This window comes from Sulfitobacter donghicola DSW-25 = KCTC 12864 = JCM 14565, assembly GCF_000622405.1.
GTDB classification, from domain to species: domain Bacteria; phylum Pseudomonadota; class Alphaproteobacteria; order Rhodobacterales; family Rhodobacteraceae; genus Sulfitobacter; species Sulfitobacter donghicola.
Genome location: NZ_JASF01000005.1, coordinates 2387218 through 2412297, shown reverse-complemented (window position 1 = coordinate 2412297; position 25080 = coordinate 2387218). Strand labels below are relative to the sequence as shown.

The following is a 25080-nucleotide window of genomic DNA, read 5'->3' as shown; positions in this document are numbered from 1 at the left end:
TCAAACGCAAATATGTCCCTACAAAGAGCCAACGTTGCCCAGCAATCCAACTTCAAACCAAAGCGCACCCCACTTGCTAACACAACTCGAATCGAACGAAAGCTCTCACCTTCACCTCACAGAGGCTTCCTCCATGAATCTCTGTATCCTCTCCGTTCCTACCTGATATTCGTCCAGACTAGGCTTTTCGTCTATGGCCACACCTCGATGTTCACCGGCCAAATCATCGATTTCCTCGCGCCGCGTTCCGTCAATTTCAGCGCCATCACCTGAAACCGCTCTCGGCATCTCAAGCGCCCCAATCTTCGCCTCAAGAGCTTTGATCTGCCCTTGCAGCCCCCGCATTTGATCCCCGGCTGAGGGATATGGCAAATCACCAGTCTGCTTGTCGAAGATCTGCTTAAAGAACCAATCCTCATAGTATTTGATCCGCTTGGCGCGCACTGGCATTTGCGCGTCAACCACCAAAACGATGTCATCAAGATCCATGCGCCGAGCCTCATCCTCGGGCAGCAAAGCGGTTTCTTCCGTCCGTTCAGACATGCTGCGACCGGCAAAAGGGTTGCGGCCGACCGAGCGCGAACGGGTCACGACGCGCTTGGTGGTTTTGCCGACGGCTTTGCTGAGCTCTTCGATGGTCTTTTCATCTGAGGGGGTCAGATAGAGCTTGATACCCGCGTTGCCCTGCAGGGCACGGCGGGCATTTTCGCCGTAGATCTCGTCCAGCGCCGGGATCGTCTGTGTGACGATCGCGAGATTGGCGCGATATGATCGCAGGGTTTCGATGCTGTCGAGAACGATCGGCATTTTGCCCAGGCGATTGAACTCATCGAGCATGATCATAACCGGCCAAGGTTCGTCCTTGCCGGGTTCATGGTCCTGCAGCGATGCCAACAAATCCGAGAAGAACAAGCGGATCAACGGCGCGAGGGGTTTCACCATGAGTGGTTCAACTACGAGATAGACCGAAAACGGCGTCTTTCGGATGTCGCGGAAATCTAAGTCTGAGGTCGCAGTTGCGCGGTCGATGGCCGGGTTCGACCACTGCTTCAGGCCAGATGTCATCAAGAGCGACAAATAGGACGTTAACGTGTCGTTGTTGGTCGATGCCACGCGCATGAAGATTAGCTTGGCAGCCGGATTAGCCACTTCATCGGCGCGTCTGCGATATTCCTTTTGCTTGTCACCGCCTGATGCGGTGATGCGGTAGATCTCGCCCAGGGTCGGCCGTTTGCGCTCGAACGCCAAAAGTCCCGCCGCCACAAACAGATCGATACCGCCATCAAGAAGCCCCTGAACTCGGTCATTATCAGCTTGCAGGAACAGCGAGGCCAGGAGTTGCAGCTCCATCTGCTGGCGGTCGACGTTGTCCAGCGCCGATATGCGCAACAAAGGATTGTAGCGGTGCGAGCGGCCGTCCTTCCAATCAGTGGGCGCAAACCGGAACACCTTGTCGCCTTGCGCTGCCCTGTGGCGCGCCGTTGCCTCGAAGTTTTCGCCCTTCACGTCCAGCACCACGGCACTGCCCTGATAGGTCAAGAGGTTCGGGATGACGAACCCAGTTGTCTTGCCGCGTCCGGTCGGGGCCACGATCAGAGCATGGGGGAAGACCTTGGACATCACGAAGGGTTTGCGGCTCCTGGGCTTACCCATTTTGCCGAGGACAAAGCCATGACCAGGCTTGCCGAAAAAGCCGTTCCGTTTCATCTCAGACATCTGCTGCCAGTGGGTTTCACCGAATTTGGTCAGCGCATCGTTCATCAAAACTGCGCTAAGCAAAACACCTCCCCCGGTGCATATCCCGACAAGCAAGTGAACGATCTGCATATCGCCTGGATGGGTCGTTCGGAGAACCCCATAGCTGCGCGCCAGCATCAGGAAATCGATATCGGCCCCGACCCCGAACCAGCGGAATGTCAGAAAGGCCGACGCTAGAACATAGCCCAACACCGCTCCCAGAAGGGCAAAGCTCATTACGCCGAGTGCGATCCGCGCCTTACCCATGCGTCACACCCTTTTCGCTATCGGCATCGACGTGCCGCTCGCGTTGAACATCAATTTCTTCATTGGCGATCTCGTCGAGGACATGCTCCATCGCCAAACTCTTCGCCAGAACGGCATCGCTCTGCAGATATGCCTTGGCCGCATAGAGCCGGTCTAGGCGGTCTTCCATATGTTCCTCCAGCGCGGTCTCATCGCCAATTGCCAAGTCCGGGGTGTTTTCTTCACCGGCCAGATCCTCCAGTTCGGCCCTCAAGGTCTCGCGCTCCAGATCGCTGCGGAATGGATCTGCGGTCGGGTCGTCCCTCATACGGCTCAGGATATCAGCGGTAGTCGGCGGCAACCTGTCGACTATGGCTTCCTGCCGTTCGGCTTCCACCGCCCCACTGTCCTTAAGAACCTCAGCATCGGCCAACAAACGGCCCAGATCACTGTGCACCTGATCGAGGCGGTCGATCGCTTTTTCGAGCTCATCGGCGCGTGACAGGTCAAAGCCCTCCTTATCGGCAATCGCCTTCAAATCTTGCCCCAGCCATTGCCGTTCCAGCGCGGCATTGCCCGCGCCGATTTCAACGCGACGCGTCGCCTCCAGTGCATCTATGCCGGTGCCTTTCAAAGCCTGCTGAAGACGTTCGGCAAGAGCTGGATCTTGCAAGGCTCCTTGGGCCTCAGCCCGTATATTCGCAGCCGAATAGATCCCACTTTTGGAGGCATCTTCTTGCAAGGTGTGGGACTGCGTTCCCATTGGGCTGAGATGCGACAAAGAGCGATAGATGTCGTTCAACTCATGCTCCAGTGCGGCACGCCGCTCCATCGGGGCGTCCGCTACAATGCGTTCAGCTTGGTTGATCTTGTCGTGAAAGGCATCCACGACCTCATCAAACGAATGCTGTTCTTCGGCCATGCCATATACCTTTCCATCTGCTTCAATCGGTTTGCCCTGTGCCAAGAGCGTCGCGGCTTTGTCCAAGGCTGCTGCAATGTCATGCTGGTTCTCGCGCGAGGCCTCGGCGGCCAAGCCGCGATAGAGCCGCGCGTTCTGGGCGACTTCAGCCAGGGCACGGTCAAGCGCTGGCCCGACGCGCTCACGCTCTATCGGCTCCTCACCGGTGGCTTCCGCGCGACGCTGGTCTGCATCGTTTGGCCTCTTCGTCGTGATGCCACGCTCAAGCTTTCGCGTCGCCTCAAGCCGCAGCCCATAGCGGTCCGACACCTCCACCATCGCCTCACGAAAACTGTCGTAGTTGAAGTGGTGCCCTTCCTTCAGAAAGAAGAACTCCCCGTCCTTGCTGCGCCGGTTCAGAACGATGTGCGCGTGCGGATGGTCCCGGTCCTCATGCACGGCCGCGATGTAGTCGAAGTGGCTGCCTTCGCCCTGAAAGAAGCGCTCGCAGATCTCGCGCGTGATCTCGGCGACATCCTCGCCGTGCGTGCCAATCGGGAAGGCCATCAAGAGATGCGAGGTATGTCCCAGCTTGGGATGAAACCCCTCATTCCACTGTGCTGAAAACCGGCGTGTGACCTGTTCGATCTCTTTGGCAGAGAGAGCCCTTTGGTCGTCATAAGTGCCACGGCTGTCGATGATAAAGCTCGATTTGGTGGTCAGGTATTCCAGCTGGTTGCGAAGCTGCGCTTTATTGTGCGTGCCTCCATCGCGAATGGCTTTGAAGATCGCGGGCGAATGCCCCATGGCGGCGCGCGCCATCTGCTTTGCCCGAGAGCGGGGAACGCTTCCACGAATGCGGCTCCAGTCCCGATCGAAGAATGCCTCCTGCGCGGAGGCAACGGTGCTATTCCGGGCCATCGGCAAAGCCTCCCAGTACGCGCGCAATCTCGCCGGACAGCGCGCTACGGCGGCGCTGCGTCATATCCTGAACCTGGTCCGCGATATCGAAGATCAGTCCGGCCAAGGCGCGGACCTGGCTATGGGCAGAATTGCCATAGGGCGGCGCCTTACCCTGCCGCTTCGCCTCGTTGAGGCGCTGCGCGATCTGGTTGATATTGTTGCCGGTGCGATTGAGAGAGGCCGACAACCCCCGCATCTGGTTGGACAGTTCATCGTCGGGAACGAAGAGATCACTCGACGCATGGATCAACCGCCGCAACCCCTCCGCGCGGCTGGCGATATCATGCCGCGTCAAGACCGCATCAAAGCTCGCCAACTCCTTGGGCGTGAGCCGGACATTCACCAACTCGGAGCGTACGCGCGCATCAAGCTTGCGGCTTTGATCGGCCTTCAACGTGTAGAAGATGCTGCGGGTCGTGACCCCGAATTCGCGGGCCAGATCCTCAATCGGCATCCCCTCGGCACGCTTGCGCACGATGGCAAAACGCTGGTTCTGCGTCAGTCGCTTGTGCCGTGGTGTGTGCGGTCGGTGCATGTGAAGTAATCACCCCTATTTCTTGCCAGCATCATACAGGCAGCCCTGTTATGGCATTTCGCCATAATTGATTCAATATTATAATATTGCATCAACTGCCTGTATTCCTTTTGGAGCAGCCATAGGCTGCGACCGCCGGGCAAAGCCCGGCCACATGCGCAAGGCATGGCACCACTAGTCGTGGCTCCACGCCTCAGCATCGCCAAGCAATTGCAGCGCTATTGCGCAGGCCGCGCCTTCGGCGCTGGCATAGGTTTGATGATCGGGCAGCTCGTGCAGATCAAAGGGCTGTTGCGGGTCGTCCGGGGTCTCCACTCGGACATAGATCGCCCAGCCATCGATCAGTGCCGGATCGTCACAATACTCCTCCCTGCCATCGGGCAAGTTGCAGAACCCATGCAGATGCACGCTAGCGCGTCCCTCTCGGGCCGCCTGCCCGATGTCAGAATACTTCATGGCAAACCTCTGCAACTTCCTCGATGAAAAACTCGTCAGGCTCGCCGTTCAGACGGGTGCCATCCCGACTGGTCAAGCCGATAGCCGACCCGTTCCGCGTGAATGTGATGAGGTATTGCCCGAGGTCATCACACGTCACCACATACCCTATGTTGATCCAGTGAACGCGGTTACCCGCGTCCACTGCTGCTTTGATCTCTTCCACAGTCATCGCAGCGCCTCCTCAAGGATTGCGAGAGCCCCGAGGCAGTCGTCGATATAGGGCTGCTCCTCGCCATCCAGATCGTTCAGCTCGAGCCGGTTCAACACCGCGTAGAGCGTGGCGCGCGCCTCGCGGGCAGCGCTTCGCAAGCTAACTGTGTCTTCCAAACGCGCCGTCGCAAAGTCATCGCTGTGATAGTCAGGGATCATGCTGCCACCTCCTTGCTCTGACCTGCAGCTGCTAGGACAAAATCGGCAGCCTTTTGCGCCTCAGACGCCGCGCGAAATATCGTCCGCTTGTCATCTTTGAGCGCTTTCAACCACCCTTCGACATAGGCGGCACTTTGACCGAACTCAGGCGCGACGCCAATCTGAGCCCCAAGGAAACAAGCGCCGACTTCCGCCACCAGCTCTTCAAAGGCATAGGCCTCACGGTTCGCAAATTTCTTGATCCGCTCAAGCCGCTTTTCGCTGCCGGTCCAATGGATCACCTCATGGGCCAACGTCCCATAATAGCCTGCCGCATCGTGAAACGTGGCAATCGGCGGCATGTGGATGTGATCTTTGGCGGGGCTGTAATAGGCGCGCGGGTCGTCGCTGGTGAGGATCTCCGCCCCTGTCCGGCCGAAAAACGCCTCAAGCTCAGGATCTTCGGCCGTGCCAAGATCGCGCGGGGCCTCGGGCCGGATGTAGTAGTCCTCCGGCAAACCTTCGATCTGATCGGCATTGAACACGCGGTATGCGCGCGCATAGGGCAGTTCTTCCTCAATGCCCTGCTCGTTCTCTCGGGTGAACGTCCCGTATTTGACCACGGTCGACGACGTTTCGCCTTTGCGGACTTGGCCGCCCAGCTCCTGCGCCTGCTTGTAGGTCATCCAGCGGCTGGACACATAGCCATGCTTGGCCGCCATGACCCAGAGCATCAGGATGTTAATCCCACGATACTCCTCGCCGTTGTGTCGGGTCGGCAAGGCAACTCCGGACGCGCTTCCGGTCCACGGCTTGCGCCAAGGCGGCGTGCCTGCCTCAATCTCAGCAATAATGGTGTCGGTGACATGGGCATAAACATCAAACTTCGGTGCCATTTGTGGCCTCCTTGATCAAAGTGACGCGGGTGAGGCTTCGCGCCCCCTTCCGCCGATGGGCTGCGCCTCGGCCACCTGATCTGACCGAATACGCATGTATTCGGCGGAACAGAGTGGGAGAGGGCAAAGCCCGACCCACGACCCTGAACGGGGCTGTCAATCGGCCACATTTGCGAAGAAAATGTCTGCGCCAAAATCAGACGCCAATTTGCTCCGCGAGGAATGGCTCGCCTGCGAGACAGGGGAAATTGGTGGCTGATTTTGGGGGTGGACTTAGGTTGACCGCCACGGTCAGGGATGTTGGGCGGACCAAACAAAAGGAATGATGTCTGGATCGGGGTGAACGGGCCAACGGCCCGTTGAGCCCTGGTGCAGTCTATTGCTAATAAGCCGTCCTCACGGGACGACAATTATCTGATTTCGTGTTTTAAGTGTGCTGCGCAAGCAATTGTTAGAATCAAGTTTTCAAGGAACAAATCGTGCAATCAGAGGACTCATTCGGTCGAACAATCCAGCTTTTCCTCGTAGACGGGAAGCCAACTGGGCTGCGAAAAGCGACGATCCATGGTTGGACAGGTTTGCTTTTTGTAAGCGGCGCATCAGCTTTCGGCGACCTTACCGCTCGTGAAGAGGTCGATCGGACCGGCATCTACATACTGTCGGGTCCTGATCCAGAAAAGGCCGGTGCAACCCGCACCTATATTGGCTCTGGAAACTCCGTGGCTGAGAGGATCAAGCAAAGCGCGATCAAACGAGACTTTTGGGAAACGGCCATCACCATCACCACAAGTGACGATGACCTTTCCAAAGGGCATGCGGAATACCTGGAGGCGCGGCTCATAGAGCAAGCCGCCCAAGCAGGTCGCGTCACGTTAGATAACGGCACGCAGCCGGACACCAGCAGGCGACGATTGCCAGAGGCCGACGTTGCCAACATGGAGCAGTTTCTATCAAACCTTCGCATCATCCTCCCCGTGATCGGTTTGGATATGCTCAAGCCACAACCGCGCGCGGTGACACAGACAGCGAAGCCGGTTGACGAGCGGACCGAAGGAGAAGTGCAGTTCGAGATCCGCCACAAGAGCGGCGTCAAAGCGACGGCCGTCGAAGAAGACGGTGAATTTGTTGTACTGGAAGGGTCTGAGGCGCTCACTGAAACCGGCTATGTCCAACAAAGCTATGGCAGCTTGAAGGAAAAGCTCATTTCAGACGGCATTCTAGTCGCAGACGGCAACCAAAAACTCCGATTCACGAAACCTTGGTCGTTCAATAGTCCTTCGGCCGCCGCTGCTGTCGTCTTGGACCGAAACAGCAACGGACGCCTGGAGTGGAAAGTTAAAGGATCGAAGCAGACGTACCACGACTGGCAACAAGCAGAAGCGAACACCCCCGACTAGCTCGTTCCCCAAATATCACACAGCCAGCAGGACATTCCTGGCGAAAGACACCATTTTGATATTCCTAACGGGTTCTAAGCCATCAAGAATTTGTAGTTGTGTGCTTCGGCATCAGTGCCCTTTATGATCGCATATTCCATACCGGATGCGTCAGCCATCTGCTCAGCATATTCACGTTTAGCCTGCACAATCGGATCGTCGATCATATTGTCACCTTTCACTTCAACGATCACGTAAGTCCCGTCGTCTTTTTCGAACAGGAAATCAGGATAGTAGCTGCGGACCATTCTTGACTCGGGATCCACATACTGGATGAAGAACTCAGACTGGCCGTGGGTAAGCATCCCTGTGAAGTACAGCTTCTTGACAGCTCCTTCCCGGATCAAGTCCCAAAAGAGCGTCTGCTCTGGCCGCGAGTCAAACGCATATGTATCCAGGTGGAACGATTTCGAAGAAACAAGCGCATCTTCAACGTCTTGATCTGTCACCACAAGTTTTGGATCGGCCATTACAGAGTATGAGCCATTTTCGGGCAATCTCACGAGTTCGACTTCATGCTCTTCGGTGATTTCGTGTTGCTCCAAATCGTACAAAAGACCAAAGAGGCGCGGGATCACCACGTCGTAGAGCAATTCGTTGTAATCGTTGATCGCGTCGAGGATGTTTTGGATGCCTTCACCGGTGGATCTAAGGATCGCTTCGATTTCCAACGGGCTGCGCCCCAAATACCTCGCGACTTCGGAAACAAGCATGATCTCCGAGAACTCGACTTTCTGTCGTAGTTCCGTCCGGTCGATGGTTTTGGAGGAAGCCGTTTTGCCAATCTGAGATGGCTCGATGCCGCTTTGTACGGTCTCGAGGAGGTTGTACTTCCCGGTCAGCATTTGCCAAGCGCTCTTATCAGCGCGATTGATGCCAAGCTCCTGATTTGGAAGCAGTTCCTTTTCGATCAGCTCAAAGGAACGGCGAACGCGTTGCAGCTTGATCCGCTCAACGGGTTCTTTGACCAGGATGTCGTAACGTTGCTTGTGGCTGTTTGCATTGTTCAGATCGTCTGCGGAGAGCCTGAAGTTTTGGCTGAGCTCGTCGTTCAGAATCTGAAGGTTGTCAGCGGAAAGATATACGTGAGCGGTATGCTGGGTTTCGCCGATTGCACGGAAACAACGCATCGTGGCCTGAAGAACAAAGACCTTCGACGTTGGCGTACGGAACATTGCTACGCTGAACAGCGAGCGACAGTTCCATCCCTCGCGCCCCTTGTTCACCAGCAGGATGAACTGCTTCTTGGAGCCCGGCGTATCAAGGCGGATGAACTCGCGAATGTCGTCGTTCGTGGTCTTGTCGTCTCCGAGGTTCACTAGGATGCTGTCCGCCGGGAGCCCTTTCTCTTCAAGAATTTTGGCGACCAGCGGCTGAAGCTCGTTGCGCACCTCGTCAATAGTGGTGGCAAAGATCGCCATCTTTGGGAGCAGACCTTCCGGTCGCAATCCGTCAGTCTTGGTGAGGAAGTCATCGATGGCGATGCGCAGGAACTCTTCGGACTTAGTGTTCGAATAGCCGTGCAGATCGGCCTTCTTCAGGTACTCGTTGGCGATCGCGTCGCTCAACCCGTAGGCATAGACGACCTCGGGCAGCACGGTCTGGCCGATATACGGCGTCCCAGTGTAGTTGAAACAGGCGACAACGCGCGTTCCGGCCCGCTCGAGGCGAGAGGCCAGCTTGTCGATGGTCGTACGCAAGCTATTGTCGGTTTCCTTCGCGCCGATGCCCATGTCCTTGGCCAGTTTTTTGCCGAAAGCGTGGTGCGCCTCGTCCACGTAGATGCCAAGCTGGCCAAGGCGGGTAAGCTTCTCAAACCGCTGGTTGGTAGTCAGCTCGCCTTCTTCTTCCGGCGTGTCGAAATCGTATAAGTCGGCGGCGTCGGCATAGACGCTCCCGCTTTCCTTGAACGTGTCCGGCGTTGCGCCGAACAAATCGTCAATCGCGGTCTTTTCCTTGTTCTTCCGCTTCAGAATGATCTTCTGCGTATTAGACACGATGACGTTGAACATAGACTGGTCGAGAGTGTCGAGCGACGTTCCCGCCTCTTCCAGAAAGTGGAACCGGATGTGGGACGTCAGAAAGTTCACGTACTCAGGCGGCACCACCTTGGACAATTCAAAGGTTTCAAGCTCGCGCAGTGACAAAAGCACCGTCTTGTCAGGTGAGAACACCAGCGCGTTGTGGCAATACTTGGGGTCCTTCTTCCATTTGTTGGCCAAGATAAACTCGTAGAAGATGCACGTGGCCATCAGAATGGTTTTGCCGGTGCCCATGGTCAGCGCGAAGATGTAGTTCGGATAGGCCCGCGCGTTTTTACGCATGGCCTTGAACACGTCCTCGTATTGCTTCTGGGAAACGTCCTCGAACAGGCTGATTTGACCGGTATCAGCTGCCACACCACCCTCGGCGCGGTCGGCAAACACGCCTTCTTTTTCGTACCATTCCTTGAAGATCTGTTCGATGCGCTTGTTGTCCAAGAACTCCTTCAAGAACACATAGATTTCCAGCGCCTCGAACTGCGGCGTGCGCAAGTAGGCGTGGGCGTTTTCGGGATCGTTGAAGTCGAGGAACTTCTTGGACAAGTCGCGATAGCTGACCCTTATGCGCTTCTTGTTCTGCTGGTAGAACGTCAGAAGGAACTTGAAGAAAGCGAATTCGCCAAGGGCGGCGTCGGTCTTTTTAGGCATCGATGCTGCCTTCCCAGGATTCCGACAACAGATCGGTGATCTTCACGCGCACCGTGCCTGCGTCCTCGGGCACCTTGTAACGGCCGCTGACCAATTCGTTTTTTTCGGGCACGTCCAACTCGACCGGCTGCAAGATCGCGCCGTCATAGTTCCAGTCCACCATGATGCTTTCCACCATCTCGCGCCAATCTGTGACTTGTTCCTTTTGGAGCGAGAGCTTTTGCAACAGGTTCATGGGGTAGAAGCGTTCGATTTCCAGATAGCCATCATTGATAGCCAGACGCGCCTCGGAGTCGCGTTTGAATTCGAGCTGGGATTTGTCGCGCAGGATATCCACGACCTCCACATCGATTTTGTGGGGTTTCACTTCGAGCTCGAGCTGCGCTTTCAGGTCGGGTTCGTGTCCCATGCAGACAAGCAGGATTTTTTCGACCGGCTGGTTCGGGTTGGCGTTTTGGCGGCGATCAAAGGCCTTGTAGTCAAAGCCTGAGATAAGCTCGGACAGGTCTGCTTTGGTTGCGATGCGGTTGACCGGCATAATCTTGACCATGCGCCCATCTTTTTCGCCATCGTATATGGAGCTGGTTTCGATTTTCTGGATTTCTAGGGCTTCCACAAGTAAAGCCTTCGCTTCCACAGGGTTCCTAAAGATGTCGTAGTTATTGACGTTGTAGACCTCGAAACCGGCCGACGTGTCTTCACCAAGAGAGGCAGGCTCACCCAAGATGTTTATCAACCTTTTTGTTGTGGTTTGAACGGAACCAAGGTTGATATCTGCCCCCAAGAAGCGTCTTTTGAGCTTGGCCGCCGCACTTTGCGTTGTCCCTGAGCCCATGAAACAATCAAAAACCAAGCTGCCTTCGTCGCTAGAGGCGGCAAGGATCCGTTCCAATAGCGCTTCAGGTTTCTGCGTTGGATAGTTTTCCTTCTCTTTTGCTTGCGAATTCAGTCTTGAAATGTCGGTCCAAAGATCAGACAAAACCATTCCAGGCATCTCATCAAGGTACCGTTTGTACCGCGCAACGCCATTTCTAGTGTAGTAAATTCTGCCAGCGTCCTCGAGCTTTTGCATGGATTCCTTGGGCCGCCTCCAAAGCTTGTCATGCCCATTCCATTCATACTGGTAACCGCCGCCACTTAGCCCGTAGGCCGTCAGATTATCGTCTTCAAATTTCCTGCCGTCCGGATCTTTCTTCTGATAGTGCGAAGCCAAGTATTCATCATCATATGGCCCGTACAGTTGGTTCCAAATCGGCGTGTCCGTTTTCGTGTACATCAAGATATGGTTTTGCATATCGTTGAAGAAACTCTGATCACTGTGTCCAGGCGAAGATTTCCAACAGATCCAAGACCTGAAGTTTCCCGTGCCGAATATCTCATCGCAAATCAGCCGGAGGTATGAACTTACGCGCTGGTCGCAATGCAGATAGAGCGTTCCTTTGTCACTCATAAGCTCACGGAGAACGACCAGACGCTCATACATAAACTGGAGGTATTCGTCGTTGTTCCAAATGTCTGTATACTGCTTTTCCTCGAAGGAAGCGGTATCACTTTTGACTTCTTTCCCGCGCAGTTTGATTTTCTTCTTGTAGTCGGCCTTTGAGTCAAATGGCGGGTCAATATAAACCAAGTCCACCTTGCCCCTGAAATCTTTCAGAAGGTGGCTCATGACCTGAAGGTTGTCGCCCCAGAAGATTTTGTTGCGCCAACCGTCAACCTCATCGCCATAGGTTTCTTTCAACTGTGCCGGATAGAATTGGGTCGAGGTAAAGGGCCGCTTGCCGCGCCAATTGAGCATCGGATAGCCCTTGATCGGCTGGAATTTGTACCCATCCACAGACGTCGCCACAGCCTCTGCGCCCAAGTCCATTTTTTCTTGTTCGTCAGCCATCACGCACCGCCCGCCTTAAAATTCCAGTTTTTCATATCGCAATAGGCCCGCATATCGCAGTTTTCACACAGCTTTGCGGGACGTTCCTTGATCGCATAGTCGCGTCCCTCAATCCGGTCCACGACGGCATCAAATGATGCGATAGTTTTGCCAATAGCCTTACCGTCCTTTTCGAATGAGATAAACGGGTTACTGTCCTGCTCGCCGGTATAGTAGAGATGCGTCTTGCTGACCTTCTCACCCGTCCGTTCCTCAACCAAGTGCGCATAGACCTCCAACTGACGCTGATACTGGCGCAAGCGGCTGCGGTCCTTCTCCATGTCAGGCTTGCGTTCGGACTTGAAATCAATCAGCTCGACCGTGCCGTTTTCGCCCCTGATCAGGTCCACACTGCCCTTGAGGATGTAGCTGTCCTTGACCAATGAGATGTCGACCTCGGCCTCCTTCAGCCGGTCGAAATTCTTACGCTCGCGTTCCACGTATCGTTCAACATGGCCATGCGCCGCCCTCAGCGACGGCGGAGCCAGATATTGCCGCTCGCGCTTGGACAGGTAGTGGTAGTTCGTGTCGAACCATCCTTTTATCTGATCCTCGGTGACCAAGTGCGGCTCACCCCGCAGGACGGCCTTGTGCACATCCTCAATTGTCTGGTGCACCAACGTACCAAAGAGCTGCGCCCCCGCTCGGATCGGCTGGAACTCGAGTTCTTTGAAGAAGCGGTACTGTTCGGCGCAGTTCTCGAACAGGGTGATGTGCGAGGTGAAGGAGTATTCCCTCTTGAGGTTCACATCCTTGACCTGCTCGAAGTCGAAGTTTTCAACAACAAACTTCGGATCCCGCCAATGGGGCAGATCGTGGAAGCAGTCATCAAAGTACCGCGACGGAGACCGGCCACGCCCTTCTTTGACCTCCGTGGCAAGTACCAAAAGGTTCTGTGCCCGCGAAAAGGCCGTGTAGTAGAGCCGTCGGAAGTCAAAGAACTTGGTTCGCTCCATCGGTTCGAACGGTGGTTTGTTCAGAAAGGGTTCGAGCAACTCATCGATGTCCGTCCATTGCTTGCGCGGCGTCGCCTCGAGCGATCCGCAGATCACAATCGGGAACTCGAGCCCCTTGGACTGGTGGATGGTCAGGAATGAGACGCACCCACTGGGTGCGTATTCGCTGTCATCCTCGTATTCATTGATCCCACCCTCGTGCAAAAACTTGAGGTAACGGTTGAACAGATCCCGGATATTCTGGTCCAAGAAGCGTGGGTTCAGAACCGTTATGTAGTGAAGATATTCGAACTTCACTAACAGCTGGGAAAACGTCGCCAAGTTGCGCGCCGCGCGTCCTTTATCAACGCCGGTCAGTTGGTCTTCTTCCAGAAACCTGCTGAAGAGCGGAAACTGAAGCAGCTGATAGAACAGCCCGGAAAACGCATAATCAGCATCGGCGGTCAGGTTGAGATGCCGTTTGGCTAGAGGCCGCGCCCACTCCAGCAACCGCTTGTTCTCGGGCTTACGCAGCTCCTGAACGAACAGTTTGAAACACTGCTCATCGTAGTATTCCCACACGCGCATCTCGAGGTCCGCCCGTTCCTGCCGAACATCTGCAAACTGCGGAAACAGGAAGATCAGCGCACCGATCATCAACCTGATCTCTTCGCGCTCAAAATAGAGGTTGGAGCGCGGCGAGTAGACCGGAATACCGTTGGACTCGAGGTGCCGGGCGAGCGCGAGCACCTTGTCGTTTTTCACGGACCGGAACAGAAATGCGACTTGGTTCCAGTCTGTCAGTTCACCAGACGCCTCGAGGTGGCGCAGGAACTCGTAGACCTCATCCTGAAAGTCATTGTCGTCAGTTTGGGTGATTTTCAGAACCGAGCTGACGTCCGCAAAATCATCGGGGCGCGGTTCGATAACCTTGTCATACCGGTATTGCGCGTCCTTATCGCTCCATTCTTCATCAGCGATCCATGAGTTGTAGAAGTCGATAATTTTCGGGTCAGAGCGATAGTTTACCGTAAGGGATACTTGTTCACATTCGCCCTTCGCAAAATTGCTGGGGTACTCAAGAATATTCCGAATAGTCGCGCCGCGAAACCGGTACAAACCCTGATCATCGTCGCCCACGACGCACAGGTTTTTTGTGTCACCGGCCAAGTGGAAAAGTATCTGCTCCTGGATCGTGTTCGTGTCCTGGTACTCATCGACCATAAGGTGGGAAAACTTGGATTTCAGGCTCTCTAAGACACCGGGGTGATCCTTCAACAACCGCAAAGCCTCGAACTGAATGCCCGAAAAATCGAGCGCATTCGCCTCTTCCAATAGGTGCTGATAGGTCGCGAAACACTCGGCAAGCGCCTGAAGTGACGCTTGTTCTGAGCCTTCGAGCGCCTTGATGTCCAGCGTCTCTTCTGTGACTTTGTTCAGCCACTTTAGGAGCTGCGTCGATTGATACCAACGTCCAGACCGGTCTTCGCCAATTAAATCGGTGATTCCATCGATGCCCTTGAACTCTCTGAGACGTTGGTAGAGGAAATATTGCTGATCAAATTGGTCAAGAAGATTGAAACTGCGCTTTAACCTCGTGAATTCGCTATGATCCTTTAAGATGCGGAGGCACAAAGAATGAAACGTGCCAATGTACATCTCGTTGACGTTGAAACTAAGCCCGGCAGACATCAATCGGTTCGAAATGCGGGTTGTTAGCTCTTGAGCCGCTTTTTCTGTGAAAGTTACGACCAAAAGAGATTCAGCCGTGGCTTGTCCGGCCTCGATCAACGCCACAACGCGTTCCACAAGGGTGTACGTTTTTCCGGAACCTGGGCCTGCAATAATTAAGACTGGCCCATCTGAGCATCCGATCGCACGCTTTTGACTTTCGTTTGCTAGCGAACTTGAAATCGTTCTGGCTCCCAAATGACTTTCTGCAACTAAATGGCGCTGTAATAAATCGAGCCATAGCCCGACTCGAACTGGCACACACGCCTAGATTGTCGCCGAAAATCCAGCGTTCGACCAGCCCAACTTCGGTCGTCAGGCCAATGAATTTTCAATGAAAAGCCCTTTCTCGACTTGGTTTCGTGAGGCTTTGCCCAAAAGCTAGGGCGGAATGCCCGCCCTAGCGCTGAGGTCATTCGGTGACGGGATCGTCATCGCGGCGTGGAAAGGCGACCATCTCGACGTTGGGGAACATGCTGTATTTGACGTTGATTGAGGTAATGTTGCCGCTGTCGTCGGTGTTGACGAAGAGGACACCGCAGCGGTCCCAGAAGTTCTTGCCGTCTTTTTCGCCGGATTTGACGTTCAGTTTCAGAGTTTGCGTAGCCAATTTTCAATCCTCACTTTGAGTGTTTCGATGAACATGGCCAAAGCGGGCACCAAGGGGATGTCAGCGGGAAAATTGCCTCGCGAGGAATGCGCTGGCGCAGGGGAATTTTCTTGTTGAAGCGGTGCTTGCACCGCGTCTGGCACGGCTGCCAGCTTATGTTCAGCAATCAGAAACACGGCGTTGAGGATCTGAGTTTGGCCCTCAATCTCTGAGCTGGCCCGTCAAAGCTGTCCTGGAACGCTGCAACTACTGTACTGGGCCTGCAGATTGCTCACAGTAAATATGATCTACCGACCATAAAACGGAAATATGATCTGCGGGTCATACGGCATGAAAGGCAATCGCCCGACGTCGTATGCCAGCAGCAATGGCATCTGCCAGTGGCTGTGGAAACCCATCCGGCAGGTCTGCTAGTGTCTTGTCCAAGGCGGGTTCAAGCTCAGACGCGACGCCCGACAAGACCTCTTCCGCCAGCGCCACACCAAAACCTGCCGCCTTCGCAGCCTGCAGGAAATGACGCGGCACTACTTCGTTTATCCGGTAGTGGCCGTCGACGGCCATCGCGAGGCGCATTCGGTTCTGACGGATTTGACCGTCATCAACGGCTTTCTGAGCGCTCAGCACATCGTAGAGCGGGGTCATGCGGAACCCGCCGGGGCGCAATGCGATGCTGAAATTCTTGGCGTGCCCGTCCGTCGCTCCCAAAAGCCAAAACAGCACCTGCGTGCGGAAAAACACGCGCTGATCCGCCTCGGGGTCATCACTGCCAGTCAGCAACCCGATTCCTTCGGTGATCCCCGGCCCGCCATCCATTTGGTATTTCTGGCTTGGCGGAACTGTGAGCGCTTGGCAAAAGTCTTCCTGCGGGAGGCGGATCAAGCGGCCATCCTTGGTCCAACGCCGATCGAACCGCGTCACAACAAGGCTGCGCACGTCTTCAAAATCAGCAATCTCGACCACCGCGACATCCATGCCCATGGCACGGCAAAAGCTCATACAGAAATACTCGTTCTCAACGCTGTCGGACAAATCGATCCCTGCGGGCAGAACGCCAAGCTGCGTCTTGAGGATATGGGTTGTGGGGGTAAGCCCCGATGGACGGATCCACGTTCCCTCGTGGCGCAGCAGCGCTGTTTTCTCCTGCGCCCCAGCGATCGAAATGCGGAAGTCGTCTGCCTCATCCAAGCCCAGCGGAGCGCTCGCGAGGTTGCGCAGCATATCAGCAATCTGCGCCTCAGTTACGGGCTCTCCCTCGAGTGGGCCAACCTCGGGGACCTCACCTGAGACGAACTGCAACGCCCCTACGCAATCGCGCCCGATCTTCTCCAGCATGTGCCACGCATCCGTGCCGCCTGCGCGCACCCGGGCAGCGACGCGCTCACGTATCGCCTGATTGTCCGGAAGCAGGTTTTCGAGGTAGGCAATGACAGGGCCGCCTTGGTGCGCCTCTTCGCGCAAAGGCAGTGATAACGAGATGGGCATGGCATGTTCCCACGACAGCCAGTCCGGATCATAGGTGAAGCTGATTGCGCCTGAACCAGCGAGACGCAAAGCCCCCACCAACCGTCCGTTCAGAAGCACCTGCATCGTGCCGCTACGCCCGCGTTTCGCCATCAGAAGATATCCTCAATCTCAAGCGAGCCACCGCGCTCCACCAATCGGAACTCAAGCCCAAGTGCCGCCATGACAGCGAGCACCGTGGCGAGCTTGGCTCCCGCGTCGCCATTCTCCAGCGACGAAATCGTCGCGACGCGCAAATTCGTGCGCGCACTGATATCGCTTTGGGTCCAGCCGCGCGCTTTGCGCGTCCGGCGAAGTGCCTCGCCGATCTGCTCGGCCGTTCGTGCAGTGAGGTCCATGATGTGGCTCCTTTTACGGCACAGCGTAAATTAAAACAAATTACGCTGCAACGTAAATATCTACTTTTTACGCCATGGCGTAACAATCGAGTCGCACTTATGCCTGCAGCCCCGCAGCGCGCACCTGCTCAGGCGTCACCAACTTTGACACAATCAAGCCCTCGATCTGTCGGCTTGTAATGTGGCGGCAAAGGGGGTGGCGTTCACGGATCCACTCGGCGAGGCTAGCGCGACCTTTGGCTTCGGCCTCTCGCGCCTTCTCACGGTCCGCCTGCACCTGGGCAAGCCCCTTCTCCCATCGGCGCATCTTGAACCAATTGTCCGAGAAACAGACCTTGCTGCGTGTGTAGCCCTCGGTTCCCTTCGCATAGGCTTTGACCGCCTGCTGCAAGTCATCGGGCTTTGCTCCGGCCTTCACGGCGGCTGCGATCAGGCGCGACGTAGTTCGTCGGTCTCGGATCCTGTCTTCGGGATAGTTTGCCAGGATCTTCTCAGCTTCAAGATCTTCAACCTCTTCCGCCGCCTCGCGCCTGCGCGTAGGTGGTTTATGGATGGTTTTAGGATGGTTTGGGGTCCACCGTGAACCCCGTACCCCGTTCACCGTGGACCCCGTACCGGGTTCAGGCTGGACGGGGTTCACAGTGACCCCCGTCTCAATATCGGGCTCAGCCGTGGGTTCGAGCGCGGCCACGCGCTCCAGAACAATGCGGTAAATGACGGTGTAACCGTTCTTGCACTGCCGTCGCCCTGTCTCGATCAGAATGCCTTCGCGCAGGAAGTCGATGATGGTGCGCTTCACCGTGCTCTCGCTGAGCTCCGTGTGGCGCTGGATCGTCCCTTTGGAACACCAGATGCCCGAACCGTCATCGCTCGCCTTGTCGGCCAGGAACATGATGATCTGCTTGCGTGCGGCGCTGCCAAAGCGGCGCTCGGCGCATTCGTTTGCGATGCGCCAGCTCAATGGATCACCTCACCGGTCAGAGGTTGCGAAAAAGCCGACTGAGCGTTTGCGGTGCGCCGCTGGCCCATGCTAATATGGTGCGAAAGCTGACAGGCTTTTTCTATTTGGCCCCGGTTCACAGTTGCCGCTGTGACGGGGCCTTTTTCGTTTTGAACCGGCGAATTTGGCGTTGAAACTTTCGCATTTTGTTCACTTTTTGTCAGGGGGTGTTTTGCACCCTTAAGCCCTTGTTTTCGCTCGCGCTCTTTCTGGATTGCAAATCCGTGTACACCGGTTCGATTCCGGTACTCGCCTCCATTTACTTTCAAGCACTTAACTCTCTCCTCTCTTTACCCTATCGGGGGCGCTGACAAGTAGAGCGTGTTTTCACGCTCCACAGCGGCTTCTAGCTTGGCCAAAATTGCTTCAGATTCACTTGGCGAAACAGTCGCGTAGTACTCAATGACCTGTGCGGCATTAGTGAACCTGTCGCGGTTTGATGCTGCTCCTTTGATAGCATTTACAGCAACAACGGGGACTGAAACGAACGGACGAGTTCAGGGAAGGTGCGGTTCGTTTTGCGCTGAGCAGTGGGCTAACACGTAGGCAGGTGGCTGATGATCCATTGCCCGGCAGGGTATTGCGCAGCAATGTCCCGAAACGGTGGGCGTTGGCATGTCGACGCTGAGCAAATTGATCACAGCGCATCGGGGCACGGATGTGGTGTCGAAAAAGGATTTGGATCTCGCCAAAGAGAATGATCGGCTTCGGCGCGAGAACCGCATTCTCAAGGAGGAGAGGGATATCTTTTAAAAGGCAACCGGCTTCTTCGCGAGCCAAAAGGCATGAGGTTTAGGTTCGCTGAAGAACATTGCGCTGAGTTTTCAACGGCACGCCTGTGCGAGGTTTTAAATTTCAGCAGTCGTGGATTGCGTGCCTTCCGCAGCCGCCCTGCCAGTCGCCGACAGCGGTCTGACTTGATCACGCTTGCGCATATCAGCCGTCAGGACCCGCAAACACAGGGTGACCACTGACAGCGATCACCAGTTCAACATTGCGCCAAACTTACTGGGTCGAGACTTCACGGCAGGTCGACCAAACCAGAAATGGGCTGCCCCTCTCGGAACATTGCTTCGCAATACCCTGTCCGGCAATGGACATCAGCTATGTTTGGACCCGAGAGGGTTGGCTGTCTCTAGCCGTGATCCTGGATTTGCATTCCCGACGTGTCATTGGCTGGGCTGTGAGCAACCGCATGAAGCGTGCCTTGATTTGTCCGTCCTTTTTGTTGGGCGGTCTCTACACAAAATTGAAGGCGCTTTAGGGGCTCAGGGCACTCAGGTCATGGTGAACCATCCCCTTGAGGGGTTTCACGGCATGGCTTTTGGCGAATGGACCAAATCACAAACAATTGCCCCACCTAAGCTTTGTAGAACAACAAGGCCTGTCAAAACCTATCGATATAGGCGCGTGAAAGCGGGTGGCGTGCTTGGGCCGCAAATTCACCCATTCCTAGGTCTTCGACGATCGCGCCCTCATCCAAGACCAAAATCCTGTCCGCCAATTGACGCAGTGGCGCAAGGTCGTGGCTGACAATTAACATGGCCAAACCTGTTTCAGAATGGAGCTGTCGCAACAGGGCGATGGTGGTGACTTGCGTGACCAGATCAAGCGAGGACAAAGGTTCATCGAGGATCAGAAGTTTGGGTTTTGCCGCCAGAGCCCGTGCCAGCGCCACCCGTTGGCATTGCCCGCCCGACAGCGCATGGGGCCTCCGATCTTGGAGCGCGCCTGTGATGCCAAGCGAGGTCAAAATCGCCTCGGCCTCAGCGCGGCGGCCTGTTTTGGGGCCCACTTTAAACCCATGTAGGCTTTCTAAAACGGCGGCGCGCGCGGTCAGATAGGGGCTCAGAGATTGGGCTGGGTCTTGCCAGAGGTATTGAATGTCTTGCAGGCAGCTGCGGCTACCAGGAATGAAGCTGCGCCCCTCCAGCCAGAACGCACCAGTTTCGGGGGTCTCTAGCCCAACAAGACACCGCGCCAAGGTGGATTTTCCCGCGCCAGACCGCCCGATCAGGCCTAGGACCTCGCCAGTGCCGATGGTTAGATCAATATCGGCCAGTACCTGATGGCGTTGATACCGTTTGGAGATCCCTTGCAGTTCTAACATATGGTCTCCAATGCCTGTGCGGCTTGTGCCAAGGCCCGCGCGGCGGGCACGCGAGAGCCGCCCAAGGTCGCGATGGGCGCGTCTTCGACCAGCTGGCCTTGTTGCATGACCAAAGCCCTTTGGGCCACCACCTTCACAGCGCGCAAATCATGGCTGATAAACAATACAGCAGCCCCCGTTTCATCGGCCATCGTGTTCAACGCCTGCAGAATTTCACCTTCGGTCAGGACATCTAGACCGGTTGTGGGTTCATCTGCGATCAGAATGCGCGGCCGCAAGATGAGGGCCATTGCGATCAACACCCGCTGTTTCATGCCGCCTGACAGTTGATAGGGAAAAAAATCTGCCACGCGCCGATCTAGCGCGACCGCATCAAGAGCGTTGGCAATCGCGGGCGGGCTGTCGGCCCCTGCCCTTTGGGCGGCTTCTGCCAATTGATGCCGGATGCGCCGCCCCGGCGTCAGCGCCGTGCTGGGGCTTTGAAAGATCTGGAACACGCCCTGACCTCGGATCTGACGCCACGCGGCGGGCGCACGCCCTGTCATCTCTTGGCCATCGATTTGGATCGAACCGGTCGTGACCCGCAAGGGCGGGCGCAACAGACCGCAAAGCGCTGCTGCAGTCAGGGATTTTCCGCAGCCGCTTGTGCCCAGAAGGCCAACGCGTTCTGCCGGTGCCAAGTGGAAGTCAAGCTGACGCAACAGGGGCTCTGACCCAGCGCAGACCGTCAAATTTCGCACACTCAGCGCATTGTTCACCATAAGAATGGCTCCCTCTTATCCAACAGATCGCGCAGGCCCTCACCGATCAGATTAAACGCCAGAACCGCCAACGTGACCGCTGCCCCCGGCACCCACAACATATGCGGCGCTTGGCTGAAGAAGGGGCGCGCTTCGTTCAGCATTGCGCCCCATTCAGGGGTTGGTGGCTGCGCACCGATCCCCAAAAAACTAAGCGCCGATAAGGCCAACAAAACCGAGGCTGTCTCAAGCGAAATTATCACGGCAAGCGGCGGTAGGATCTGGGGCAAGATATGGCGCCAGACGACCCGCATCGGCGATGCGCCTGCCAAATAGGCCGCGCGGACAAAATCACGTTGCCCGGCTGACAGCACCAAGGCCCGTACGATCCGCGCATTTGAGGGCCACCATGCTGCTGCCACGCCGATAATTGATGCCTCCAGTGACGCGCCAACAAATCCGATAACCGCCAAGGCAAGCACTAAGGTCGGGAAAGCCATGATGATATCGGCCACCCGCATCATCACTGTGTCGATCTTGCCACATGCCAGCCCCGCAATGATCCCCCAAGGCAAGGCCACCGCAAGGATCACCGCCATCGCCGAGAGCGCGGCGCCCAAAGACACAGGGATCGCATGAACCAGCCGCGCAAACACGTCGCGCCCCAGATGATCCGCACCTAAAACATGCTCAGCTGAGGGGGGCGACAGCCGTGCCAGCAGGTTCATACGTTCCGGCGATTGCAGATCAACAAACAAAGGCGCCAGCCCAAGCGCCACAAACCCGCCCAGCAGGATCAGCCCTAAAACCAATCCCCACTTTCCCGTTCGCAGATAAAAAGACAGGCGCCATTCAGTCATTCTGCACCCCTTTGCGCAGCTGAGGGTCTGCCAAAAGCAACGCGATGTCGGCAAGCAGACTGGTCGTAAAAAAGATCAACCCCATGAAGACCAGATAGGCCTGAATAACGGGAAAATCGCGTTGGGCGATCGCCTGTAAAATCAATTGCCCCAAACCGGGCCAGCCAAAGATGCTTTCGACGATGACGGCCCCGCCCAGCAAAGCGCCAAATGTATTGGCCCATGCCGTCGCCAAGGGTCCTGCAATCCGCGGTGCGATATGGCTGATCATGATGCGTGCAGGGCTCAGCCCTTTGGCGATGGCCAAACGCACATAGTCTTCGCTTCGTTCGGCTTGCACGCGCTCAAACACCACCCGCCCTAGCGAGGCCCCAGCCCCAAGGCTGAGGGTCAGCGCGGGCAATATCAGATCAGACCATGATCCATCCCCGACCAGCCGCGCCCAGCCAAATTGCAAAACAAAAATATAGATCAGCATCAGCGCCAGCCAAAACGCCGGAACCGAGACAAGTAAAATGGTCAGCCCCCGCAAACCAGACCCCAACACAGGGCCCGACACCACCGCCAGCCCCCCGAGCGCGAGCGAAATCAAAACCGCCCCTGCCAGCGCGCTGGTGGCCAGCACCAAAGTGGCGGGCAAATGAATTGCGATCTCGGACATCACTGTGCGCCCTGTCGCAACGGAGGTGCCAAAATCAAACTGGACGGCACGGGCAAGCCAGTCGAAATAGCGCTGGAGCAAGGGCTTGTCCAAACCGAATTGCGCCCTTAGGGCCTCTATATCGGCGGCTTCGGGCACAATGCCCATGGCGCGCAATTCCATCATCACCGGATCTCCCGGTGCTAGCGCCACAATGGCGAATGCAACAAAGCTCATCCCCAATAGGGTTGGAAGCGTCGCCGCAAGACGTATCAAAATAAATCGCAACATAAAGGAAACGCAGCCCGCCCGAAGGCAGGCTGCACTGTGCTTATTTATCGAAGGTCACACGACCGTAATCGATCCAATCTGCATATTCAGACATTGGCACCTCAATGCCCGGACGCGACAGGGTAAAGTTCGGCACCATCAGGATCGGAATGGCGGCAAGGTCGGTTTGGACGATGGCGCGATGCGCTTGGCGCACCAGATCGATGATCTCATCGCGGTTTTGCGCCTTGCGCGCCTTCAGCAGCATCTCATCCACATGCGGACCAGGTGCGGTGAATTTATATCCGCCCCAAGCTGTGGTCGATGTGAACAGGTTGTACAGCAGATACGTGGGGTCTGTGTTGTTGTTGGATGCGAACTCCATATACAAATCGGCCTCGCCCGTATCCAGATACGTGGATCCGTAGACACCGCTGTCATCTACTTCGATCAGGTCGATATCGACCCCAATGTCGGCAAACATCTGGTCCAACATTTCTGGCATGGGCTTCACCGTCGAGACATTCGGATAGGCGGCAACCAAACGCAGGGACAAGGCCCGCCCGTCTTTTTCACGCACCCCGTTTTGGCCCATAACCCAACCCGCAGCCTCAAGCATCTCACCCGCTTTTACGGGATCATAGCCAAAGCCATCGGTGTGATCTTCGCCAAGGTTAAACATCCAGCCCGGCAGGATGCCTTTGGCCGGTTTGCCGCGGCCATCAAACAGCACGCTAGCGAGCGTCTCACGGTCGATCGCCCAAGCCAAAGCTTCGCGCACTTTGTAGTCTTGAATGATGTCAAACGGCGCGGCCCCGTTGAGGTTTGCCAACAAGGCAACATACCGGATCGGGCGGCTTTCGTGCAGCACAACAGATCCGTCCTGCGGCATGGACAGCATCATCTGCGGGGTGACTTCGCCAATCACGTCGATTTCACCGTTTTGCAGCGCAAGCATGCGCGCGTTATCGTCATCAATGAAGCGGAATGTCAGACGATCGACTGTTGGCGCTTCTCCCCAATAGTCAGGGTTGCGGGTCACGGTGATATGTTGTTTTGGCTCATAGCTGTCCAGCTTATAGGGCCCCGTACCTACCGGATTTGTGGCGCGGTCTTCGGACGCCCCAAAAAGAGAGGTCGCGCGGTGCGTCATGTTTTCGATCACCAGCGCCGAGCCAGTCTCGGAGCGGAAGCTGATCCTATAATCCCCCAGTTTCTCAAAGCTCTCTGGATCGATTTGCAAGAAATCCGAGCGGCCCTGATCATAGAGCTTCAGCGCAGCAATCGCACTGTCGGCGTTGAACATTTTCCCATCGGAAAAGCGCACGCCTTCCAGCAAATCGATGGTGTATTTACCATCCGCATAGTCCCAGTTTTTGAACAACAGCGGGCTTGGCAGAAAGTTCTCATCGGGTTGCACAGCTGTCTCTACAATCTGTGCGGCTGGTCGACGGGTGGTGAAATTGAATTTTTCGTCGCCCACATTATAGCGGTCGCGCTTCACGGCGACGGTCAGTTCGGTTTGCGCCTGAACAGGCGTGATCGCCATAGGCAAAACAAGGGTAGCAGCCACAGCCAACTGGGCAGCCTTCGTTACAAAAGTCATTGAAGTATCCTAAAAGTATGTTTTCGGTATCGGTGTCTGTCAGCCGAACAACGGCGGCGCACGCGACGAAAACGGAGGTAGGCCCACAAGTGCTGCATGCAGCTGCACTGGTACAATCACCGACAGGCGCGCAACTTCCAGCTGGATGGGCGCCACATCCGGGGCGCCAAAGGGCAAGGCCGGAACCAATACGCTATAGAAATCACACCATTCGTCAGCCGTGCCCGACCCATCCTCATGTAGCGGCACGGTGACGGTTTCAAACCCGCCGCCTGTGCACAAAACATACGTGATGGTTTCGCCTTCTTGCGCCAGCATAACGCCAGGCGGTCGAATAAGCGCGCTGACCGCAATGGCCAACACCCAACAAATTTTTATGACGAATTTCAGGTTCATTCCGCGCGCGGCACCCAATTTCAGAATCTCAATCGGACCAAAAGGTCGCGCGACATGTACCAGCATGCCGAGAATTGTGAACCCGTTTTAATAAACATCTCGGAAATATATTTATTTCTAACAATAACCTACCCCCCTCAACC

At 56.0% G+C, this 25080-nt stretch carries 22 protein-coding genes and 1 pseudogene; 2 read left to right on the top strand and 21 right to left on the bottom strand.

Annotated elements, in window-relative coordinates:
• Nucleotides 1-111: 111 nt before the first annotated feature.
• The 7 genes from Z948_RS0113060 to Z948_RS0113030 form a co-directional block, all read right to left on the bottom strand.
• Nucleotides 112-2004: a type IV secretory system conjugative DNA transfer family protein gene (locus tag Z948_RS0113060; protein WP_025060009.1), complete on the bottom strand. Its 1893-nt coding sequence runs from the start codon at nucleotides 2002-2004 to the stop codon at nucleotides 112-114.
• Complete coding sequence (locus tag Z948_RS0113055; RefSeq protein ID WP_025060008.1) at nucleotides 1997-3805, bottom strand: relaxase/mobilization nuclease domain-containing protein; 1809 nt, start codon at nucleotides 3803-3805, stop codon at nucleotides 1997-1999. Before Z948_RS0113055 ends, Z948_RS0113060 begins: the two co-directional genes overlap by 8 nt.
• The gene (locus tag Z948_RS0113050) at nucleotides 3792-4382 is read right to left on the bottom strand and encodes a hypothetical protein (RefSeq protein ID WP_025060007.1); all 591 of its coding nucleotides are present in this window, start codon (nucleotides 4380-4382) and stop codon (nucleotides 3792-3794) included. The genes Z948_RS0113055 and Z948_RS0113050 overlap by 14 nt, the downstream gene beginning before the upstream one ends.
• A gap of 174 nt (nucleotides 4383-4556) precedes the next feature.
• Nucleotides 4557-4838: a hypothetical protein gene (locus Z948_RS0113045; protein ID WP_025060006.1), complete on the bottom strand. Its 282-nt coding sequence runs from the start codon at nucleotides 4836-4838 to the stop codon at nucleotides 4557-4559.
• Nucleotides 4825-5049 carry a hypothetical protein gene (locus tag Z948_RS0113040; RefSeq protein ID WP_025060005.1) on the bottom strand — a complete coding sequence of 75 codons (225 nt, stop codon included), beginning with the start codon at nucleotides 5047-5049 and terminating at the stop codon, nucleotides 4825-4827. The genes Z948_RS0113045 and Z948_RS0113040 overlap by 14 nt, the downstream gene beginning before the upstream one ends.
• Nucleotides 5046-5249 carry a hypothetical protein gene (locus Z948_RS0113035; protein WP_025060004.1) on the bottom strand — a complete coding sequence of 68 codons (204 nt, stop codon included), beginning with the start codon at nucleotides 5247-5249 and terminating at the stop codon, nucleotides 5046-5048. The genes Z948_RS0113040 and Z948_RS0113035 overlap by 4 nt, the downstream gene beginning before the upstream one ends.
• On the bottom strand, nucleotides 5246-6124 hold the full coding sequence (locus Z948_RS0113030; protein WP_025060003.1) for an ArdC family protein: 879 nt from the start codon (nucleotides 6122-6124) through the stop codon (nucleotides 5246-5248). Before Z948_RS0113030 ends, Z948_RS0113035 begins: the two co-directional genes overlap by 4 nt.
• Before the next feature lie 479 nt (nucleotides 6125-6603).
• Here Z948_RS0113030 and Z948_RS0113025 point away from each other — a divergent pair, with 479 nt between their 5' ends.
• Nucleotides 6604-7521 (top strand): GIY-YIG nuclease family protein, encoded by a 918-nt coding sequence (locus tag Z948_RS0113025; protein ID WP_025060002.1) that lies wholly within the window; start codon nucleotides 6604-6606, stop codon nucleotides 7519-7521.
• Between the two features lie 74 nt (nucleotides 7522-7595).
• Here Z948_RS0113025 and Z948_RS0113020 read toward each other — a convergent pair whose 3' ends face one another.
• From Z948_RS0113020 to Z948_RS0112980, 8 genes are all read right to left on the bottom strand, one after another.
• Nucleotides 7596-10250 carry a TnsA endonuclease N-terminal domain-containing protein gene (locus Z948_RS0113020; protein WP_025060001.1) on the bottom strand — a complete coding sequence of 885 codons (2655 nt, stop codon included), beginning with the start codon at nucleotides 10248-10250 and terminating at the stop codon, nucleotides 7596-7598.
• Nucleotides 10243-12141: a site-specific DNA-methyltransferase gene (locus tag Z948_RS0113015; protein ID WP_025060000.1), complete on the bottom strand. Its 1899-nt coding sequence runs from the start codon at nucleotides 12139-12141 to the stop codon at nucleotides 10243-10245. The genes Z948_RS0113020 and Z948_RS0113015 overlap by 8 nt, the downstream gene beginning before the upstream one ends.
• Nucleotides 12141-15107: an ATP-dependent helicase gene (locus tag Z948_RS0113010; protein WP_245604577.1), complete on the bottom strand. Its 2967-nt coding sequence runs from the start codon at nucleotides 15105-15107 to the stop codon at nucleotides 12141-12143. The genes Z948_RS0113015 and Z948_RS0113010 overlap by 1 nt, the downstream gene beginning before the upstream one ends.
• 151 nt (nucleotides 15108-15258) lie before the next feature.
• Nucleotides 15259-15456, bottom strand: coding sequence for a hypothetical protein (locus Z948_RS0113005; protein WP_025059998.1), 198 nt, complete (start codon nucleotides 15454-15456; stop codon nucleotides 15259-15261).
• 321 nt (nucleotides 15457-15777) lie between these two features.
• Nucleotides 15778-17070: a type II toxin-antitoxin system HipA family toxin gene (locus tag Z948_RS0112995; protein WP_025059996.1), complete on the bottom strand. Its 1293-nt coding sequence runs from the start codon at nucleotides 17068-17070 to the stop codon at nucleotides 15778-15780.
• Nucleotides 17070-17315 (bottom strand): helix-turn-helix domain-containing protein, encoded by a 246-nt coding sequence (locus tag Z948_RS0112990; RefSeq protein WP_025059995.1) that lies wholly within the window; start codon nucleotides 17313-17315, stop codon nucleotides 17070-17072. The genes Z948_RS0112995 and Z948_RS0112990 overlap by 1 nt, the downstream gene beginning before the upstream one ends.
• A gap of 97 nt (nucleotides 17316-17412) precedes the next feature.
• The gene (locus tag Z948_RS0112985; RefSeq protein ID WP_025059994.1) at nucleotides 17413-18276 is read right to left on the bottom strand and encodes a hypothetical protein; all 864 of its coding nucleotides are present in this window, start codon (nucleotides 18274-18276) and stop codon (nucleotides 17413-17415) included.
• Nucleotides 18273-18584 carry a hypothetical protein gene (locus tag Z948_RS0112980; RefSeq protein WP_025059993.1) on the bottom strand — a complete coding sequence of 104 codons (312 nt, stop codon included), beginning with the start codon at nucleotides 18582-18584 and terminating at the stop codon, nucleotides 18273-18275. The genes Z948_RS0112985 and Z948_RS0112980 overlap by 4 nt, the downstream gene beginning before the upstream one ends.
• Nucleotides 18585-18793: 209 nt before the next feature.
• On the opposite strand from Z948_RS0112980, the pseudogene Z948_RS18945 reads away from it, so the two are divergent.
• Nucleotides 18794-19525, top strand: a pseudogene (locus Z948_RS18945) (transposase family protein); the annotation flags it as partial.
• A 177-nt stretch (nucleotides 19526-19702) separates the two neighbouring features.
• Here the strand turns inward: Z948_RS18945 and Z948_RS0112965 are convergent.
• The 6 genes from Z948_RS0112965 to Z948_RS0112940 are packed head-to-tail and all read right to left on the bottom strand — an operon-like array spanning nucleotide 19703 to nucleotide 25003.
• On the bottom strand, nucleotides 19703-20425 hold the full coding sequence (locus tag Z948_RS0112965; protein ID WP_052033222.1) for an ABC transporter ATP-binding protein: 723 nt from the start codon (nucleotides 20423-20425) through the stop codon (nucleotides 19703-19705).
• Nucleotides 20419-21186, bottom strand: a complete 768-nt coding sequence (locus Z948_RS0112960; RefSeq protein ID WP_037952425.1) for an ATP-binding cassette domain-containing protein — start codon at nucleotides 21184-21186, stop codon at nucleotides 20419-20421. The genes Z948_RS0112965 and Z948_RS0112960 overlap by 7 nt, the downstream gene beginning before the upstream one ends.
• Nucleotides 21180-22025, bottom strand: coding sequence for an ABC transporter permease (locus tag Z948_RS0112955; RefSeq protein WP_025059990.1), 846 nt, complete (start codon nucleotides 22023-22025; stop codon nucleotides 21180-21182). Before Z948_RS0112955 ends, Z948_RS0112960 begins: the two co-directional genes overlap by 7 nt.
• Nucleotides 22018-22956: an ABC transporter permease gene (locus Z948_RS0112950; protein WP_025059989.1), complete on the bottom strand. Its 939-nt coding sequence runs from the start codon at nucleotides 22954-22956 to the stop codon at nucleotides 22018-22020. The genes Z948_RS0112955 and Z948_RS0112950 overlap by 8 nt, the downstream gene beginning before the upstream one ends.
• A gap of 40 nt (nucleotides 22957-22996) precedes the next feature.
• Nucleotides 22997-24541: an ABC transporter substrate-binding protein gene (locus tag Z948_RS0112945; protein WP_025059988.1), complete on the bottom strand. Its 1545-nt coding sequence runs from the start codon at nucleotides 24539-24541 to the stop codon at nucleotides 22997-22999.
• Between the two features lie 39 nt (nucleotides 24542-24580).
• On the bottom strand, nucleotides 24581-25003 hold the full coding sequence (locus Z948_RS0112940) for a hypothetical protein (protein ID WP_025059987.1): 423 nt from the start codon (nucleotides 25001-25003) through the stop codon (nucleotides 24581-24583).
• Nucleotides 25004-25080: the final 77 nt, after the last annotated feature.